This window comes from Paenibacillus sp. Y930, assembly GCF_056786375.1.
In genome coordinates, this window is record NZ_JBXCIX010000004.1 from 485,969 (window position 1) to 504,410 (window position 18,442).

Here is an 18,442-nt window from a genome sequence, read left to right on the forward strand (position 1 = left end):
TATGGCAAATGGTCATAAATCGAATGAGAAAGTTGTATATGTCGGCGATTCTCGTGTGAAAGTTAACAATATGGATCCCACACCGCCAGACTATACGGCTTACCCAGGTAAATCGGAAGCCTTCATTCCTAACTTTCTTCTGAAAGAGTGGATGGTTGGTTGCGTAGTATTAGTTGGTTTCTTAGTATGGGTAATGGCTGAAGCAGCTCCACTTGGCTACCCTGCTGACCCAACGAATGCTTCATTTATACCGATGCCTGACTGGTATTTCTTGTTCTTATACCAATTTTTGAAATATCCATATGTATCACAGCAATATGTATTAATCGGAACGCTAATTATTCCAGCGATTATGTTCGGAGGATTGCTATTAGCACCATTCCTTGATACAGGTAAAGAGCGTCGTTTCTACCGTCGCCCAATTGCTTCTTCACTTATGATTTTATCGATTGTTGCAGTTACTTACCTTACTGTTGTTTCTTGGTCACATTACCAGGATCAATTAGAAGCAAAAGGTATGACGCCAGAGCATCATGTTCGTGCTGAAAAAGCAAAAGAAGCACATGAAGCGGGAGAACCGCGTCCTAATCCATTAAAAGCAGTTGCAGTTCCTGCTATTATTGAAGCTGATGACCCGGCAATGAAAATTTACGAGTCGAAGTGTTTAGCATGTCATGCTGTAGATCTTAATGGTGGTCCAGGTGCTCCCGCGTTACTAGGAATCGGTAACTCTAAGTCAGCTGAAGAAATTCAAGACATTATTACTATTGGAAGAACTGAGGCTGGAATGCCATCATTCCAAGGTACATTGAGTGATGATGAGATTGGTCAACTAGCTTCTTGGTTAGCGAAACAAACGCAAGAGTAACATATCTGTTAAGACCTGATCGCAAGTTGCGATCAGGTCTTTTTTGAAAGGATAACTATTATGAATGTTAAATGGTTTTTCAGTAAATCGTTTTTAATGAATCGTAATTTCCTATGGCCGTTATTTCTAATCAATTTATTAGGTACAATTTACGGTTATATTTGGTATGATAATCAGTTGCAATGGACGATTACGAATTATGAAAATTGGCGTTGGTTAATAGTATTTGTTCCAGATTCACCAACGGCAAGTCTCTTTTTCACCATAGCTGTGCTGTATATGCTATTTCCTCCAAAGGGGACTTCGCGCTTTGTAAGCTGGAGTCGCACAATAATTGAAGCACTTGCGGTCGTATGCTCAGTGAAATACGGGATATGGGCAACTGCGATCATAATAGCTGGTGCTACGCAAGGTGAACCGCTTGAATGGCAAAGTTATATGCTGATGACTTCACATCTGGCAATGGCCTTTGAAGCGCTGCTTTACGTCCGCTTTATGCGTGTAACTGGTATTTCATTAACGATTGCAACAGGCTGGCTACTGCTTAACGATACATTAGATTATCACTACGGCATTTATCCATTTTTGCCAACAGCATTACATGATTATGTTACCGAAGTGAAATGGTTTACGATTAGTTTGTCATTGGTTAGTTTATTGGCGGGCTATGTTGTATGGAAAAAGAAATGGCGGTCATAACTTGTCCTCGCCTCTCATAGATTAATAATGGGAGGGTTGCTGATATGAAATTTAAAATAGTTTTATTAGCGTTGTTTTGCATCATTTGTTTGTTATCGTCTGGAGCTTCTGTGTTAGGATATTCTGATAATAGGACAAGCGATATTGAAGATCCATCCTATGCGCGATTGTTGAAATTAGATCGTTCGATATCTGAATTGTATGCTGAGGGTAATGAATCTCATAAACAAGCAGCCTATAAAACGGTGAAAAATATAAAAAATCAACTGAATCAACCTGAGTTATTACAATATGGAACAGCTGCAGCTTGGAAGCAAATGAAGCAGGATGTGTTGGCAATTGAGCAAGGTATCGTTAATAATAAGCCTAATGTCGTTTGGCGAGAGCCTATTAGTTCATTATTGTTAGCGATTGATGCGCTGCTACAGGCTGAACATGGTCCGTGGCTTCAATATGAGTCCGTATTGTTAGATGATTTGCAATCGATTCGTACAGCAACGATATTGACAGTGCCACCAGATGACAAGACGAAGTATGTGATTGCTCATCTAACGATTTTCAAACAAAGAGTTGACCGCATGCAAACAGCAGCTTATATGGTCGGGGATGAACTGCGGATGGCGGAATTACTGCAGCGTACATTGCAGCTTAATGGATTTTTTACAGTAGCTTCACAAGTAACTTGGACACCGCAACAAGCTAAAGAAATAGAGACCGCAATAAATAATATCGAAGAGACGATTCATACGCTATTTGCGCAAGCGGAAGAGACGATCACAGTTCCAATCGTGGACGCCTCAAGTGGATGGAACCCAACAACATTGGCATTGTTAATCGGTGCCTTTATATCCGGCTTGCTAACCTTTACAGCGTATCGCAAATATAAGCAAGCACCGTTCGGAGTGAAAAAAGTATAATGAGGTGCAAGCTACTGGACGATCTCCCGCTAAGAAGATGCCAGCAATGTGTACACTTGTGTACACAAGCGATCAAGAGGTCGAAGCTTTAAATGAAGATTCAAAAAGCGGGCTTTCAGAATCGATGTCGAATAAGCTACACGCACAATCATCGTTATCAAAGTCCGCTTTTTGAATTACATCTAGCTACTCTTCTTTGAAGCCTTCGCCTAGTACGTCTTGCACCTCATCAATTACAACAAAAGCGTTAGGGTCGATATTGCGCACAAGCTGCTTCAGACGATGAGTCTCGGAGCGGTGGACAACGCAATATACGACCTTTTTTTCTTTTCCTGAATATGCTCCTACGGCAGGAACAATCGTTACCCCTCGCTCAAGCTCCATTGTTATTCTACGAGCAATTTCATCGCCTTTATCTGTAATAATGGAGAAGGCTTTGGCAGTGTATGCTCCATTTTGAATAAAATCAATCATTTTGGACGCGATGAAAACCATGACTAGTGTGTATAGCACTTTATCAATTGAAATGTAGAACACAGAGATACCAATTATAATAACATCAAACACTAATATGATCTGTCCCATACTATATCCTCGCCAACGAGACAAAATACGGGCAATAATATCGATACCACCCGTAGTTCCACCATAGCGAAACACAATGCCGAGCCCAGCACCAAGCGTTACGCCGGCATAAAGTACGATTAGCATGGAGTCATAACTTTGATTGAATGAGATTAAATAATGGTTACGTACTGAGTATTCTAACAAAGCGAGAAAAATAGACAGCATAACAGAACCGTATATTGTATAAATCATTTTTTTGCCACCGAGTATTTTCCAGCCAACTAGAAATAGGGGAATATTAATGAGCAAAGTCGTAATTGACATCGGTAGGCTAAAAATATAATTTAATAGAACAGCTATCCCTGTAACGCCGCCTTCCATAAGCTGGTTAGGGATCACGAAAACCTGTAAACCAAAAGCGTATAAAGCAGCACCGATTGTAATTGGAATTAACTGTCTTAGAGATGTTTTTATTGTTGAGGGCATATGCATCAATCCTTTTCGCACAGTATATTATGCATTAGTATGCCTTACTTTCTCTCGCAAAAAACATTGTTTTATTAATAGTGATACGGTAACATATAAGTGAATGGTTCTTGAAGAAGGGGCGTATGAAAATGGCTGAGAAATCATTAGCACAATTACAGCGTGAAGTCGATGATTACATTTCACAATTCAAGGAAGGCTATTTCAGTCCACTCGCTTTAGTTGCCAGACTTGCTGAAGAAGTTGGAGAGCTAGCTAGAGAAGTTAATCATACTTACGGTGAAAAACCGAAAAAACATGATGAAGCAGATAATTCTATTGAATTAGAACTTGCTGATATTTTGTTCATATTGAATTGTTTTGCAAATTCATTGAACATCGATCTTACCGCTGCTCATGATAAAGTTATGGAGAAATTTAATACAAGAGATGCAAATAGATGGACAAAAATTGATTCAGATAACGAAGGAGAACAACGATGACAATAAAAGTTGCAGTTATAGGTGCAAGTGGTCGTATGGGTAAAGAAGTTGTGAAAATGGTGTTAGCGGATGAAGCATTGCAATTAGTAGCTGCAGTTGCTCCTTCTTTCGAAGGACAAGATGCAGGTCGTATTGTAGGAGCTGATTTGACTGGCGTAACTGTTGTTTCAACATTGGAAGAAGCATTAAGCTCAACAAAAGCGGACGTTATGGTTGATTTTACTGTCCCTCATCTTGCATACGAGCATGCAAAGCTTTCAATAGAATATGGCGTACGTCCAATTATGGGGACAACAGGATTTACACCTGAACAAATTGTTGAATTAGAAGTACTTTGTAATGATAAAGGAATTGGCGGATTAATTGCGCCAAACTTCTCCATCGGTGCCATTCTTATGATGAAATTTGCGCAAGAAGCAGCGAAATATATGCCGCATGTTGAAATTATCGAGTATCATGGGGATCAGAAGCTAGATGCGCCCTCTGGAACATCTATTAAAACTGCAGAATTAATTGCTCAAACTCGCCAGGAATTGCGTCAAGGAAATCCTAATGAGCAAGAGACAATTGAAGGTGCACGTGGCGGGTATTATGAAGGTTTCCGTATACATAGTGTACGCTTACCTGGAGTTTTTGCTCAGCAAGAAGTCATTTTTGGCGGAAATGGGCAAACATTGAAAATTCGTCATGATTCCTATGATCGCGCAGGCTATATGCCTGGGGTTAATGTGGCAATCACAAAAGTTATGCAATATGTAGGATTAGTATATGGATTTGAACATATTATGGATTAGCATACAATTATACGACAGCAAAAGAGGAGAATTATAATGTTGAATGTTGCATTTATCGCGCATGATAGAAAAAAAGATGAAATGGTCAATTTTGTTATTGCTTATGAACATGTATTTATACCACATAAATTATATTCAACGGGTACGACGGGTCTGCGAATTATGGAGCAAACTGATTTGAAAATTACTCGATTCTGTTCAGGTCCACTTGGTGGCGACCAACAAATAGGTGCATTAGTCGCTCAAAATGAAATGGATCTTATTATATTTATGCGTGATCCATTAATGGCACAGCCGCATGAGCCAGATATTACTGCTTTACTTCGTCTTTGTGATGTACAGGGTATTCCGGTTGCGACAAATATCGCGACTGCGGAATTACTAGTTAAAGCTGTTGAACGTGGAGATTTCTCTTGGAGAGAACTTGTACATAAATACAAGCCAGGAGTGGAAGAATAATGCAACAACTAGACATATTAGTTTTCGGTGCTCATCCTGATGATGCAGAAATCGGTATGGGTGGCACAATCATAAAACATGTTCAAGCCGGTTTCAAGGTAGGTATATGTGATTTGACGAAAGCAGAAATGTCATCTAATGGCACCGTGGAGCTAAGGCAGCATGAAGCTGCTATGGCCTCTGCGGTGCTTGGTCTTTCTGCACGATCCTGTATAGGCTTACCGGATCGAGGGCTACAGCTAGTTAAGGAGCAAATTGATCAGGTGGTGTCTCAGATTCGCGAGCATCGTCCACGAATTGTGTTTGCACCATATTGGGAAGATCGACATCCTGATCATGTTATATGTAGTAGGATGGTTGAGGAAGCGGTATTCAATGCGAAGCTTCGCAATTATATGCCCGAGCAGCCTGCCTGGAAAGTTGATCAAGTCTTGTTCTATTATATTAATGATGTGCGCAATGTATCTATTGCAATTGATATTAGTGAACAACAAGCGGCAAAGGAAGAAGCATTACGCTGCTATGCTTCGCAATTTGATACATCGGCAACTGAGAATGGTGTAAGTACGCCATTGACGAATCGCTATATAGAATCAGTACAATATCGCGATGCGTTGTTAGCGCAACCACAAAGTTGGGGGTATGCGGAAGGGTTTGCGACGAAGAATCCGTACCCAGTGAATTTACTTTAAGATGAAATGCAACCAATTTAAGTATTACAGTTATAAGTACAGGGGGGTGCGTCGTAGTTGACGCGTAAACTAAAAATAGGGATTACTTGTTATCCATCACTTGGCGGTTCAGGCGTAGTTGCAACTGAACTTGGAAAATTACTTGCTGAAAAGGGACATGAAATTCATTTTATAACGCATAGTATACCTTTTCGCTTAGGCAAGTTTCATAAAAATATATTTTTTCATGAAGTTGAAGTCAATGATTATTATGTATTCCGCTATCCACCGTACGATCTAAGCTTAGCAAGTAAGATGGCTCAAGTAGCTAAGATGCAAAATCTTGATATATTGCATGTTCATTACGCTGTTCCGCATGCGGTATGTGCCTTTATTGCCAAGCAAATGCTTAATAATGGCATGAAAACTGTAACAACACTGCATGGAACTGACATTACGGTGCTAGCTCAAGACGAATCTCTTAAAGATTTAATTCGTTTGGCGATTCATCAAAGTGATGCGGTTACAGCTGTTTCACAGGATCTTATTCAAGAGACTCGACAATTATTAGACATTACAACACCGATCGAGCTTACATATAATTTTGTAGATAAACGTATTTATTATCCGCGAGATGTATCTTCATTACGCAATGATTATGCAGCTCCAAACGAGAAAATATTGATGCATATTTCAAATTTCCGTCCTGTAAAACGAGTGTCTGATGTTGTTGATATATTCGAAAAAGTTCAGCAACAAATACCTTCCAAACTACTATTAGTAGGAGAAGGTCCTGAATTAACGAAAATTCAATGTAAAATAAATAGCCTTGGGCTTGAAGATAAAGTGTTATTCCTTGGAAAACAAGAGGATGTAGCGCAAATTATTTCGTTAGCTGATATTTTACTATTACCATCTGAGAAGGAAAGCTTTGGACTGGTTGCGCTTGAAGCAATGGCTTGTGGTGTTCCGACGATTGGTTCGAATGCTGGTGGTATTCCAGAACTTGTTACACATGGTGAAACTGGTTTTCTTTCTTCAATTGGCGATGTAGATTCGATGGCTGCCGATGCATTGCAATTATTGCGTGATGAGAATTTACATGCACAATTCAAAGCTGCTTGTATTAAGCGTGCGCATGAAGAGTTCTGTAATGACCGTATTACGTATGAATATGAAAGTATTTATTATAAAGTGTTAGGTTTGGAATCGGAAATTGAGCCTCTTCCAGCTGATATATGTCTCTCCTAACAAATTAGGTGGTAATGATGAACAATCAATTACAGAAAAGTAACATTCAGCCTGCACTAGTTGAAGCTTGTCTTATATTAGATCAGCTTCAACATGCAGGTTTTACTGCCTATATCGTTGGCGGTGCCGTTCGAGATACACTTGTAAATCGTAATATATCAGACGTTGATATCGCTACAAGCGCGACTCCAGAACAAGTGATGGCTATTTTTCCGCGGTGTATCCCTACGGGGTTGCAACATGGAACGGTTACTGTATTACAATATGGTCATAGTTATGAAGTGACGACTTATCGTGCAGAGGACCATTACAAGGATCATCGCAGACCAGAGACGGTAAGCTTTGTAGAAGATATCTATGCAGATTTAGAGCGTCGTGACTTTACGATGAATGCAATGGCCTTAGATCGTAATTTTGTACTGCATGATCCGTTTCAAGGCTATTCCGACCTTATTAATGGACAATTGCGCTGTGTTGGCAAAAGTGATGAGCGGTTTCAAGAGGATGCATTACGTATGTTGCGAGCGGTACGCTTTTGCACTACATATGAATTAACACCGCTGCTTTCATTATGGAGAGCTATAACGAAGCATCGCCCGTTACTAGCTTATATTGCGATGGAAAGAGTCAATTATGAATTGACACGCATGCTTTTGCATCGCTCATTTGTTAATGGGATACAATTACTGCAACGGAATTCATTGCTGCTACATACGAAAGAACAGTTACTGCTTGCCAGCAGTTGGAAGGTTTTAAGTTTTAAACATTTTGCTAAAATAGATACTAATGTACTTACTCATATTGACGCAAGATGGGCAGCGATATTTATCGCCTCTAATCTGTCAAGTGAACATACTGCTAGTGATCTTCGAGCGCTTAAATTCTCGAATGATCAGCGAGCAACGATTGTTGGCTGTGTATCTATAGATGAAGCAGTTAGGCAAATGCGCTTAGATATACTGCAACGTAATTGGGTGGAACTCTTATTAATTAATCGCTTAGATCAGCTTGAGCTATGGCTGTACCAGCTTGCGCCAATCTTTGCGCCAACATTACATGAAAAGTTAGTCACAATCCATCATTCACTGCGTATCCATTCCGTAAAGGAGCTTTGCATTAGAGGCAATGATCTAATGAAATGGAGTGGGCAACCAGCGGGTCCATGGGTAAAGGAACAACTTGCACATATTATGAAGCAGGTTGCCATTGGTCAACTAGATAATGAACGTGAAAAAATTCAAAGTTATGTCAATGATAGAGTAGAGGGTGAATAGTTATTGCATAAGACGACACAGTCACCATTAATACGAATGCTACTAGAAAATCCAAAGCAGTATGTTTCAGGCGAAATGATTAGTCAACAGCTAGGGATTAGTCGAACTGCAGTATGGAAGCAGATTAAGAAATTAGAAGCAATAGGCTATGAGATTGAAGCTGTGACGAAGCTTGGTTATCGGTTACTATATTATCCAATAGCAATTGATCATCTTCAAATTGAGCAGCAGCTGCAAGGGCGTCGTCTAGGAAATGTCATTCATCATTATGATGTTGTTGACTCTACCCAAGTGATTGCGAAGCAATTAGCTGAAGAAGGTGCAGCTGAAGGAGCTGTTGTACTCGCTGAGCAGCAGGTTAAAGGTAAAGGTAGACTAGGCCGTCATTGGCATTCTCCTTACGGCAAAGGGATATGGATGAGTGTCATCTTGCGTCCGCAAATACCGATTCAATTAGCGCCGCAATTGACGCTGCTAACGGCGGTTGCACTTTGTCGTGCAATTCGTACCTATTCCGGATTAGCAATAGGCATCAAATGGCCTAATGATTTGTTATATCAAGGAAAAAAAATAAGTGGAATATTATTGGAGTCAAGTAGCGAAGATCAAATGTTGAAATATGTCATTGCCGGAATCGGTATAGATGCTAATTTATCAGCACATGACTATGATGAACAATTACAGCTTAAGGCGACCTCTTTGCGATTATTGATGGGAAAAGAAATTGATCGTACAGAATTGATTCAACTGTTTTTGACAGAGTGGGAATTGTTAATGGAAATACACGAACGCAGCGGTTTCCGTCCTATTGCAGAGCTATGGGAAGCAGATGCTATTTCGTTAGGTCAAAAATTAAGTCTTACGACGCCGACGGAAACGTTTATGGGGACTCCATTGCGACTAACTGATGCAGGTTCTATCATTGTACGACTTGAGGATGGATCTGAAAAAGAAATATACTCAGCAGAAATGGGAGAGGTTAGAGGAAGTTCAAAAAGCGGACTTTGATAACGATACTAGGCTAACGTAGCTTAGTCGCATCGAATATGAAGGGAATTTTGGAAAGTACGGTTCGCGTGTACCAATAACGTACACTTGCGCTTCCGCCTTTCAAAAATTAACTCCATCTTCTTGGTTCTGAAAGCCCGCTTTTTGAACCTTCATTTTAAGCCTCGTGCTGAACATTGACCGCTTGTGTACTCGTACCGTACACGTTGCTGGGGTTTGCTTCGTGCCTATTCGACATCGAATATGAAAACCCGCTCAATAGCCAACGTATATTTACGGCAAAACAATTTTCTGATACACTAATCGTACTAGGCGGTATTCTTGGAAGCTGCACTAGAAATTGTGTTAAATTCTAATATAGATTTTAGAATGCACACTCTGCTCAGAGCCTAAAGGACCGAGACAGAAGGAAGCATTACTATTGATGATTTCCTTTTTATGTTTGGGGACCTTTTTAGCATGGCTAAAAGGTTTTTTTGTGTTAACCAACAATTAAAGGAGTTGAACTTCATGAAAAAAAGATTAACGATTTCTGCTATGGCTAAGATGAAGCAGGAGGGAAATGCTATCTCTGTACTAACAGCCTATGATTATCCTTCAGCTAAGCTTGCAGAGGAAGCGGCAATAGATGTTATTTTAGTAGGGGATTCTTTGGGAAATGTTGTGCTCGGATATGATACAACGATTCCCGTAACAATAGATGATATTGTATATCATTCCAGAGCTGTTGCGAGAGCGGCTACAAGTACATTTATTGTAGCGGATATGCCGTTCATGACTTATGGAATAAGTAAAGAGCATACATTAATAAACGCTGCCAAAATTATGCAAGAAGGTCATGTACAGGCTGTTAAGCTTGAAGGCGGCATCGAAATTATGGAGCATGTCAAGGCATTAGTTGGTGCAGGTATTCCTGTAATGGGACATATCGGATTAACGCCGCAGGCTGTTCACCAGTTAAGTGGCTATAAAGTACAAGGTAAGCTTGAAGGCGAAGCGAAGAAGCTGCTTGACGATGCCATTGGGTTACAAGAAGCAGGTGCTTTTGCTATTGTGGTGGAGCTAGTTACAGAGCAAATTGCTACAATTATTGCTCAGACCCTCCACATCCCGATCATTGGTATCGGCGCGGGTAGAGGCTGTGATGGTCAAGTTCTTGTGTATCATGATATTTTACAATACTCTTCACCTAATTATCCGAAGAAATTCGTGAAAACTTATGCTAATCTCGGGGAAACGATTCGTAATGCTATTGGAGAGTATGTGGCAGATGTGAAATCTCGCCAATTTCCAGAGGAAGAGCATTCTTTTCAATCGCCACAGCAAGATATAGACAATTTATATGGTAACAGAGAGGAATAAAAAGGATGAATATTTGTCGCACGAAGCAACAGCTGAAATTAGCGGTTAGAGAGGCGAGAAAGCAGCAACAATCGATTGGTTTTGTACCAACGATGGGATTTTTACATGAAGGTCATGCGAGCCTGCTACGTGAAGCGAAAGTCGATAATGATGTTGTCGTACTTAGTATATTCGTTAATCCGATGCAATTTGGTCCAAATGAGGATTTGGATCGTTATCCTCGCGATGAGGAAAGAGATATAGCACTTGCGGCATCATGTGGCGTTGATATTGTATTTTTGCCAACTACGGAAGAAATGTACAAGGCAAAACCATTAACGACAATTAAAGTTGAGGAAGTAACGAATCGCTTATGCGGGGCATCCAGACCAGGACATTTTGATGGTGTTGGATTAGTCGTTAGTAAGCTATTCAATATCGTTCAGCCTGATAGAGCTTACTTTGGGATGAAAGATGCTCAACAAGTAGCAGTAATTGAGCAAATGGTTCAAGATCTTGATATGAACGTAGATATTGTACCTTGTCCGATTATTAGAGAGCCAGATGGTCTTGCGCTGAGCTCTCGCAATGTGTATTTATCTGCAAAACATCGTGCAGAGGCTGCGACGTTAAGCCAGTCACTTAACAAGCTCCATCATAAGCTGAGTGTAGACGGTAATATGTCAGCAGATGAATGTATTACATTTATTAAAGATGAGATATTAACAAATACTACTGGTGAAATTGATTATGTAGAATTATTACATTATCCGTCATTGACAGTGATCAATGGACAAGCTGCCATTGCAACAAGTGTTGAAAATCAAAGGTTTATTGTAGCGGTTGCCGTAAAGTTTGGTACTACTCGCTTAATTGATAACGCGTTATTCCAAGTTAGTGAGGTGATCGAGCGTGTATAGAACAATGATGAAATCTAAGCTGCATCGTGCTACAGTAACAGAAGCAAATCTTAATTATGTTGGTAGTATTACGATTGATGAAGATCTTATGGACGCTGCGGACCTATTAGAAAATGAAAAAGTGCAAATTGTTAACAATAATAATGGTGCTCGTCTAGAAACTTATGTTATTAAAGGTGGACGAGGCACAGGCGTCATTTGTCTTAATGGCGCTGCGGCAAGACTTGTACAACCAGGTGATAATGTTATTATTATATCGTACAGCTTAATGACGGAAGAGCAAGCACATTCTTACAGTCCAACTATTGTTGTGCTTGACGAGAATAACAAGCCAACACAATTTATGAATGGTGAAATTCACTCGACCATACTATAATCAAGTTAATCCCTTCTTTATGTAACGACTGCCATGCTGAATGAAAAGATCACTTTCAACAGAAAATGACCGTAGACTCCTACATTCAAAAGAAGGCGGGATACGGTATGATAAGTGATATGTTTTCGTCAATGCATGAGCTGCTTGATTACATTATTCAGCATTATGAAGAAGCTGACGCTGAGGAAAGAGAAGAATACTGCTCTCGTATTCAAGAATTGAAGGAAACAAATGATTTATTTATGGATCATTGGGTGTCATTCGAAGAAAAGCTTGCTATATTTTTTGAATCTTATCGTGAGCGAGAGCATGAAGCAATCAGTGCAAAGTCGGAGCATCAGGCGGCATTAGATGAATCCACGTTTACTCAAGTGATACATGCTAAGGAAGTAATCGACACGTACAGTCAAGAACAAGCATGCAATGAATGTGATCTTTATACACCACTTGAAGATGAGCTAATTCTTGATCGGGCACAAGGTTATTATAAACTTTTTATGTTTACGGAAGCTGCAGGTTTATTTAATCAAATTATTACGACTACTCCAGAATGCAATATGGCAAGATTATATTATGGTATGACATTAATGCATATGCGCAACTGGAACGAAGCGCAAAGACAATTTCAATTGTTAACGGTATTGAGCGATTTTCCCAAATGGTTAGCATTAAGTTTCAATGCGCTCGGTTGTATTCATGCGATCAAGCTGAATATGAACCAAGCTGAGCAATTATTCCGTAAAGCTTATTCCATCTATCCACAGTTTGAAGATTCACTTAAAAATTTACAATGCTGTATGGAAACTCCAGAGCAGCTATCATTATATTTTGGAAGCACAGAGTTGATCTGTACGTGAGAGGAACGGTCACTGAATGAAGTATGCCATTTTTGATTTGGAGACAACTGGACATAGTGCCTTGGATGAAATTATACAAATCGGACTAGTTGTCGTATCTGATGAATTAGAGATTATCGATACGTATAGTACATTTGTTAAGCCAACTGTTGAGATTCCTGCGTTTATTTCAGGTCTTACAGGGATTCAATACAGTGATGTTCAAGATGCTCCTGATTTGAATGATGCTTTAGTTGGACTAATACCACATCTTGATGATGCTGTTCTCGTTGCTCATAACGTGGGCTTTGATGCGAATTTTTTGAATCATGCCCTTGATCAATGTGGATATCTCCCTTTCAATGGGAGAAGATTAGATACAATGGATTTTTTGCGTATTTTATACCCATCGATCACTTCGTATCAATTAGGGACGGTAGCTGAGCAATTAGGCGTAGAACATGAAATGCAGCATCGTGCCGATAGTGATGCACTTGCTACAGCTCATATTTTCATTGATTGTGTATCAAAGCTTCGTTCTTTGCCGCTGCTCACATTGCAGCGGCTATCTTCATTTTTTGATGAGTCACGAGACATCGGCTGGTATATGAACTATACGGAAAAATTAATGGAGCAGCAAGCGGTATTTGATTCAGCTGAATACGATTATTACCGTCAGTTCGCCTTAAAGGCAACGCCTTGGTCAGATGAAACGTCCGCTAGAGAAAAAGAAAATGCCAACGAATATTTTGAACGCGTAACAAGCTTCGAGCAATATATTGAAGATGTCCAAAATCGCTTTAAGGAAATGTTTGAGAACTATGAAGAGCGTAAACCGCAAATTCAAATGTATGATGAAGTATTTGAGGCACTTACTGATAAAAAGCATTTGCTTATTGAAGCAGGAACGGGTACTGGTAAATCATTAGGTTACTTAATTCCAGCGCTATATTACGGCATAAAAGCGGAAGAGAAAGTCGTCGTAAGCACTCATACAATTAATTTACAAGAACAGCTTCGCAATCGAGATATTCCTTTACTTAATGAAATATTACCATTCCCTTTCCGAGCATCGTTATTAAAGGGAAGAGGCAACTATCTTTGTATGCGGAAATTTGAACATAAATTGAATATGAAGGACTTCGTTGCACCAGTTGATGATCCTGTGACAGCAGCACAGATGGTTGTCTGGTTATCAGAAACGGAAACGGGCGATCAAGAGGAGCTTAATCTTGGATTGCGTGGTGCAGACTTTTGGGGGACGGTTTCAAGTGACGCTGATTCATGCTTGAATCGCGCTTGTCCTTGGTTCAAACGTTGTTATTATCATCGTGCAAAGCATGAATCGACGATATCTGATGTTTGTATTACGAATCATTCGATGATTTTTACAGATATTCAAGCCGATCATCGACTTTTACCTGGTTACACCAATCTCATATTAGATGAAGCACATCATCTTGAGGAAGTTGCTGGTAAACATCTTGGTAACCAAATGACCTATACTTCGTATATATATGCAATGAACATGCTGTATAAAGACATGCGAACAGGAGTGCTTCCATCGCTTCGTATTCGTATTCAAGAGGATGGGGACGATCATACTGCTGCGTGGAATGAAGTGATCGATAGTGCCTATCCACAGCTTCAAGATATGAAAGAGCATTGGGATAAGTTGTTCGAATGGCTCTATAGTATTGTTAGTTCCGATGCGATGCAAAGTAATGAGGTAGAATCTGTTGGTACAGCAAGTATGGTGCTGCGATTAGATCGACATAAGCTGCCGCATGAATGGAACGAAGCGATGGAAGTGGAAAACAATTTCCATGTATTACTGTCGCGATTTATTAAATCAATTGAAAAGCTTTCGAATGAAGTGAAGGAAAGACTTGATGAGGATACAGGCTTGCAAAGCATTCTCATTGATTTGAATGGTATATTACGTGATTTGAATAGAATCAAAGACGAATTGCGGATGTTTATGAAGCTTGAACAGGAAGATTATGTGTACTGGATGGAAGGAACGCAAGCGTATAAGTTCAGATCATTACAGCTTTATTCTGCCCCAGTCGATGTAAGCGGATTGTTGAAAAAATATTTATTTGAAGTGAAGGATACTGTCGTTATGACATCTGCTACATTATCTATTCAGAAAAATTTTGAATATATTGCCGAGCAGCTTGGATTATCGTCATATGAAAACACCAATCGGTTAAAAGCAGTCATGCTTGATTCACCTTTTAATTATCGTGAGCAGGCTTTAGTTATTATCCCGCGTGATTTCCCTGTCTTGAAGGGTGCTCATGTTGACGCGGCATATTTGGATAAATTAGTAGGCTCATTAGCGGAAAGTGCACAGACACTCGGTGGGAAAATGCTGATCTTATTCACTTCATATCGATTGTTAAAGCAAGTATATGATCCGCTGAAAGCAACGCTGCAAGGTAGCAATATTCAAGTGCTTGGACAAGGTGTTGATAGTAATAATCGCACGAAATTAACGCGTAGATTTTTGCAAAATCAAGCATCGGTGTTGCTCGGTACAAGCAGCTTTTGGGAAGGCGTAGATATTCCTGGAGAAGCGTTGCAATGTCTTGCGATTGTGCGACTGCCATTCCAACCACCTAATCATCCACTTGTTGAGGCGAAGTCGGAATTGCTAGTGAAGCAGAAGAAAAATCCATTTATGAAATTATCGATCCCGCAAGCAGTCATTCGCTTTAAGCAAGGCTTTGGTAGGTTAGTTCGTACAGCTACTGACAAAGGGATTGTAATCATATATGATACTAGAGTAATTGAAGCTTATTATGGTAAACATTTTTTATATTCATTACCTGCTCCGAAAATCGAGACGATGCATACAAGTCAGATGGCCAAGCGGATGGAAGAGTGGTTAAAGGAGGATTGAACGGATGAAGCAAACAAAAATTTCTGAAGCTGTTGTTAGAAGATTACCTATCTATTTGCAAGTACTTCATGAATTGAAAAGTCGTGAAATTGGGACGGTTTCCTCACAAGATCTCGGTAATCGATTAGACCTCAATCCAGCACAAATTCGAAAAGACCTTGCTTACTTCGGTGATTTCGGACGTAAAGGAATAGGATATGAAGTAGATTACTTGATTGATAAAATACGTCATATACTTAAAATTAATCAGACTATTAATGTAGCTTTGATCGGTGCTGGTAACCTAGGGCATGCATTATGTAATTATAACAAGTACAGTAATGATAACATGCAAATTGTTGCTGTATTTGATAATGTTGAAAATAAAGAGGGTTCAAAAATTAATAACTTAACCGTTCAGCCGATGTCTGAATTAGCGAAAACGATCGATGAACTTAATATTCGTATTGGTATTATTACTGTACCTGCTTCTGAAGCACAAAATGTTGCTAATCAATTAACTGAAACAAGAATCGAAGGTATTCTTAATTTTGCTCCAACAATATTACGTGTGCCAGATCATGTTCGGATCCAATATGCTGATTTTACGAAGGAATTATTGAGCTTAGCTTACTATTTGAATAATAAAGAGGTGGCCGACGATGAGTAAGATATGGGTTGAAAACGGTTTGTTCGTTACGATGGCAGGTGCAATACCTGAAGTGTTAAGTGGGCATATGATCGTAACAGATGATGTCATCACATATATTGGTGCAGATCGACCAGTAGATATAGCAGATGCCGAGCGTGTAGATGGTAAAGGATTAGTGTTCATGCCTGGTTTAGTGAATACACATGGTCATGCAGCGATGACATTACTTCGCGGTTTCTCAGATGATTTGAACTTACAAGTGTGGCTACAAGAAAAAATGTGGCCGATGGAAGAAAAATATGTTGATCAAGATACACGGGCAGGAAGTAATCTTGCGATTGCTGAAATGCTGCTAAGTGGTACAACAACATTTGTAGATATGTATGATCGCATGGATCAAGTCGCTGAAGCTTCGGTGCAAGCAGGTATTCGTGCTTTTCTTACTAGAGGAGTCATCGGACTTTGTCCACCTGAAGTACAAACAGCCAAATTAGAAGATGCAATTTCATTTGCAAAACAATGGAATGGTCAAGGTAATGGAAGAATATCTACAATGCTTTCGCCGCATTCACCTTATACTTGCCCTCCAGATTATATCGCTCGTATTGTACAAGCTGCACATGATCTGAATTTGCCGTTACATACTCATATGTCAGAGACGAAAGCTGAAGTGCAGCAGAATGTAGATGAGTACGGAAAACGTCCAGTTGCGCATCTGGATGAGCTAGGCTTCTTCTCACGTCCAGCATTATTAGCGCATGCTGTTCATCTAACGGATGAAGAAATTGAACTGTTAGCAGCAAGAGGTGCATCAATTTCTCATAATCCGATTAGTAACTTAAAGCTAGCAAGTGGTGTAGCAAGAGTACCGGAACTATTGAAAGCTGGTGTGAAGCTTTCGCTTGGTACTGATGGTGTTGCAAGTAATAATAACTTAGATCTATTCCAAGAAATAAGAGCTGCTGCATTGCTTCATAAAGGAGTGTCAGGTGATCCGACTGTAGTTCCTGCTTATACAGCTCTGCAGCTTGGAACGTCAATGGGTGCCGAAGCCATCTGGAACTCGCAAATCGGTACGCTTGAAGTTGGAAAAAAAGCTGACTTTATTGCAATTAATATCGATCAACCACATTTCTTCCCACGTACTGATCTTATTTCTCATCTTGTCTATGCAGCTAATGGTCGTGATGTAGCTCATGTATGGATTGATGGTAAGCAAGTTGTTAGTAATAGAAAGCTACTTACAATGGATGAGGAGAAAGTTCGCTACGAGGCGCAAGCTAGCTTTGAGCGTCTGTTGAAATAAGATGAGAGCCATTGAAAAGAAACGATCCCCTTGGATGACGCCACGCAAATGGATAGCTTTCAGTATATTGCTTTTCATTGTTATTATTGTGTTACTCGTTATGTTTTATCGTAATATCCAGATGGATCGTTGGAATGAAAAAGATGAAGTCCGTGCAAGTCTTGCTCAGCAATATGATCTTTCCACTGAAAATTATCTTGAAAAATATATATGGGAAGAGCAGTATTGGATAGTGCTGGCGGAAACATTGGATGGACAAGAGCAGTATGCGGTATGGCAAGATAATAACATATTAGCCTCAGCGAATACGAACGCTATTGTTTCATCTGAAGTTGTCTTACAAAAGCTACAATCATCTAAGCCAACTGCAAAAAACGTTACGATAAAGGAAGCATATTTGGCAAATCAGCTAGCGTGGGAAGTTCATTATGGCGAGGATGATAGCAATTATATTATCTATGCCTTCTATGCAATGAGCGATGGAACTTTAATAGATGAATATACAATTCCTAAGGAAACGAGATCATAACGATCTCGTTTCCTTTATTTATGCAATTAATTCGTATAGCAAAGATGATATACTAATTGCTATAAAGGTAGTTCAAAAAATGGACTTTGATAACGAAGTAGTGCGTTGTAGCGTATTCG

General features: G+C 39.7%; 19 protein-coding genes. 18 read left to right on the top strand and 1 reads right to left on the bottom strand.

Annotated features, from left to right (window positions below; all coding sequences use genetic code 11):
• The first annotated feature begins 1 nt into the window (after position 1).
• From AC1TO5_RS14640 to AC1TO5_RS14650, 3 genes are read left to right on the top strand one after another with little or no spacing between them, the layout of a single operon-like run.
• Entirely contained in the window at positions 2-868 is an 867-nt protein-coding gene (locus AC1TO5_RS14640) for a c-type cytochrome (protein WP_482063560.1), read from the top strand.
• A 60-nt stretch (positions 869-928) separates the two neighbouring features.
• Positions 929-1,567, top strand: coding sequence for a DUF1405 domain-containing protein (locus AC1TO5_RS14645; protein WP_482063561.1), 639 nt, complete (start codon positions 929-931; stop codon positions 1,565-1,567).
• Positions 1,568-1,611: 44 nt separating this feature from the next.
• Positions 1,612-2,484, top strand: coding sequence for a hypothetical protein (locus tag AC1TO5_RS14650; protein WP_482063562.1), 873 nt, complete (start codon positions 1,612-1,614; stop codon positions 2,482-2,484).
• 186 nt (positions 2,485-2,670) lie between these two features.
• Here AC1TO5_RS14650 and AC1TO5_RS14655 read toward each other — a convergent pair whose 3' ends face one another.
• Positions 2,671-3,537: a YitT family protein gene (locus AC1TO5_RS14655; protein WP_482063563.1), complete on the bottom strand. Its 867-nt coding sequence runs from the start codon at positions 3,535-3,537 to the stop codon at positions 2,671-2,673.
• A 131-nt stretch (positions 3,538-3,668) separates the two neighbouring features.
• Between AC1TO5_RS14655 and AC1TO5_RS14660 the strand changes: the two genes are divergently transcribed.
• The 15 genes from AC1TO5_RS14660 to AC1TO5_RS14730 all read left to right on the top strand — a co-directional run bounded on the left by AC1TO5_RS14660 (position 3,669) and on the right by AC1TO5_RS14730 (position 18,323).
• Positions 3,669-4,019, top strand: a complete 351-nt coding sequence (locus AC1TO5_RS14660; RefSeq protein WP_482063564.1) for a nucleotide pyrophosphohydrolase — start codon at positions 3,669-3,671, stop codon at positions 4,017-4,019.
• Complete coding sequence (gene dapB / locus AC1TO5_RS14665) at positions 4,016-4,813, top strand: 4-hydroxy-tetrahydrodipicolinate reductase (protein ID WP_482063565.1); 798 nt, start codon at positions 4,016-4,018, stop codon at positions 4,811-4,813. Before AC1TO5_RS14660 ends, dapB begins: the two co-directional genes overlap by 4 nt.
• 36 nt (positions 4,814-4,849) lie before the next feature.
• Positions 4,850-5,272, top strand: a complete 423-nt coding sequence (locus tag AC1TO5_RS14670) for a methylglyoxal synthase (RefSeq protein WP_482063566.1) — start codon at positions 4,850-4,852, stop codon at positions 5,270-5,272.
• Complete coding sequence (gene bshB1 / locus AC1TO5_RS14675; RefSeq protein ID WP_482063567.1) at positions 5,272-5,964, top strand: bacillithiol biosynthesis deacetylase BshB1; 693 nt, start codon at positions 5,272-5,274, stop codon at positions 5,962-5,964. The genes AC1TO5_RS14670 and bshB1 overlap by 1 nt, the downstream gene beginning before the upstream one ends.
• A 57-nt stretch (positions 5,965-6,021) precedes the next feature.
• Positions 6,022-7,194, top strand: coding sequence for an N-acetyl-alpha-D-glucosaminyl L-malate synthase BshA (gene bshA, locus AC1TO5_RS14680; RefSeq protein WP_482063568.1), 1,173 nt, complete (start codon positions 6,022-6,024; stop codon positions 7,192-7,194).
• A gap of 14 nt (positions 7,195-7,208) precedes the next feature.
• Complete coding sequence (locus tag AC1TO5_RS14685) at positions 7,209-8,468, top strand: CCA tRNA nucleotidyltransferase (RefSeq protein WP_482063569.1); 1,260 nt, start codon at positions 7,209-7,211, stop codon at positions 8,466-8,468.
• 3 nt (positions 8,469-8,471) lie between these two features.
• A complete protein-coding gene (locus AC1TO5_RS14690) occupies positions 8,472-9,476 on the top strand; it encodes a biotin--[acetyl-CoA-carboxylase] ligase (RefSeq protein ID WP_482063570.1) in 1,005 nt (334 codons plus the stop codon).
• Positions 9,477-9,986: 510 nt separating this feature from the next.
• Positions 9,987-10,838, top strand: a complete 852-nt coding sequence (panB, locus tag AC1TO5_RS14695) for a 3-methyl-2-oxobutanoate hydroxymethyltransferase (RefSeq protein ID WP_482063571.1) — start codon at positions 9,987-9,989, stop codon at positions 10,836-10,838.
• A gap of 5 nt (positions 10,839-10,843) precedes the next feature.
• On the top strand, positions 10,844-11,737 hold the full coding sequence (panC, locus tag AC1TO5_RS14700) for a pantoate--beta-alanine ligase (protein ID WP_482063572.1): 894 nt from the start codon (positions 10,844-10,846) through the stop codon (positions 11,735-11,737).
• On the top strand, positions 11,730-12,113 hold the full coding sequence (panD, locus tag AC1TO5_RS14705) for an aspartate 1-decarboxylase (protein ID WP_482063573.1): 384 nt from the start codon (positions 11,730-11,732) through the stop codon (positions 12,111-12,113). The genes panC and panD overlap by 8 nt, the downstream gene beginning before the upstream one ends.
• Before the next feature lie 107 nt (positions 12,114-12,220).
• Positions 12,221-12,970, top strand: coding sequence for a hypothetical protein (locus AC1TO5_RS14710; protein WP_482063574.1), 750 nt, complete (start codon positions 12,221-12,223; stop codon positions 12,968-12,970).
• Between the two features lie 16 nt (positions 12,971-12,986).
• Positions 12,987-15,857: an ATP-dependent DNA helicase DinG gene (gene dinG / locus AC1TO5_RS14715; RefSeq protein ID WP_482063575.1), complete on the top strand. Its 2,871-nt coding sequence runs from the start codon at positions 12,987-12,989 to the stop codon at positions 15,855-15,857.
• A gap of 4 nt (positions 15,858-15,861) precedes the next feature.
• Entirely contained in the window at positions 15,862-16,506 is a 645-nt protein-coding gene (locus AC1TO5_RS14720) for a redox-sensing transcriptional repressor Rex (protein WP_482063576.1), read from the top strand.
• Positions 16,499-17,794 (top strand): amidohydrolase, encoded by a 1,296-nt coding sequence (locus AC1TO5_RS14725; RefSeq protein WP_482063577.1) that lies wholly within the window; start codon positions 16,499-16,501, stop codon positions 17,792-17,794. Before AC1TO5_RS14720 ends, AC1TO5_RS14725 begins: the two co-directional genes overlap by 8 nt.
• A 1-nt stretch (position 17,795) precedes the next feature.
• Entirely contained in the window at positions 17,796-18,323 is a 528-nt protein-coding gene (locus AC1TO5_RS14730) for a hypothetical protein (RefSeq protein ID WP_482063578.1), read from the top strand.
• Positions 18,324-18,442 lie beyond the last annotated feature (119 nt).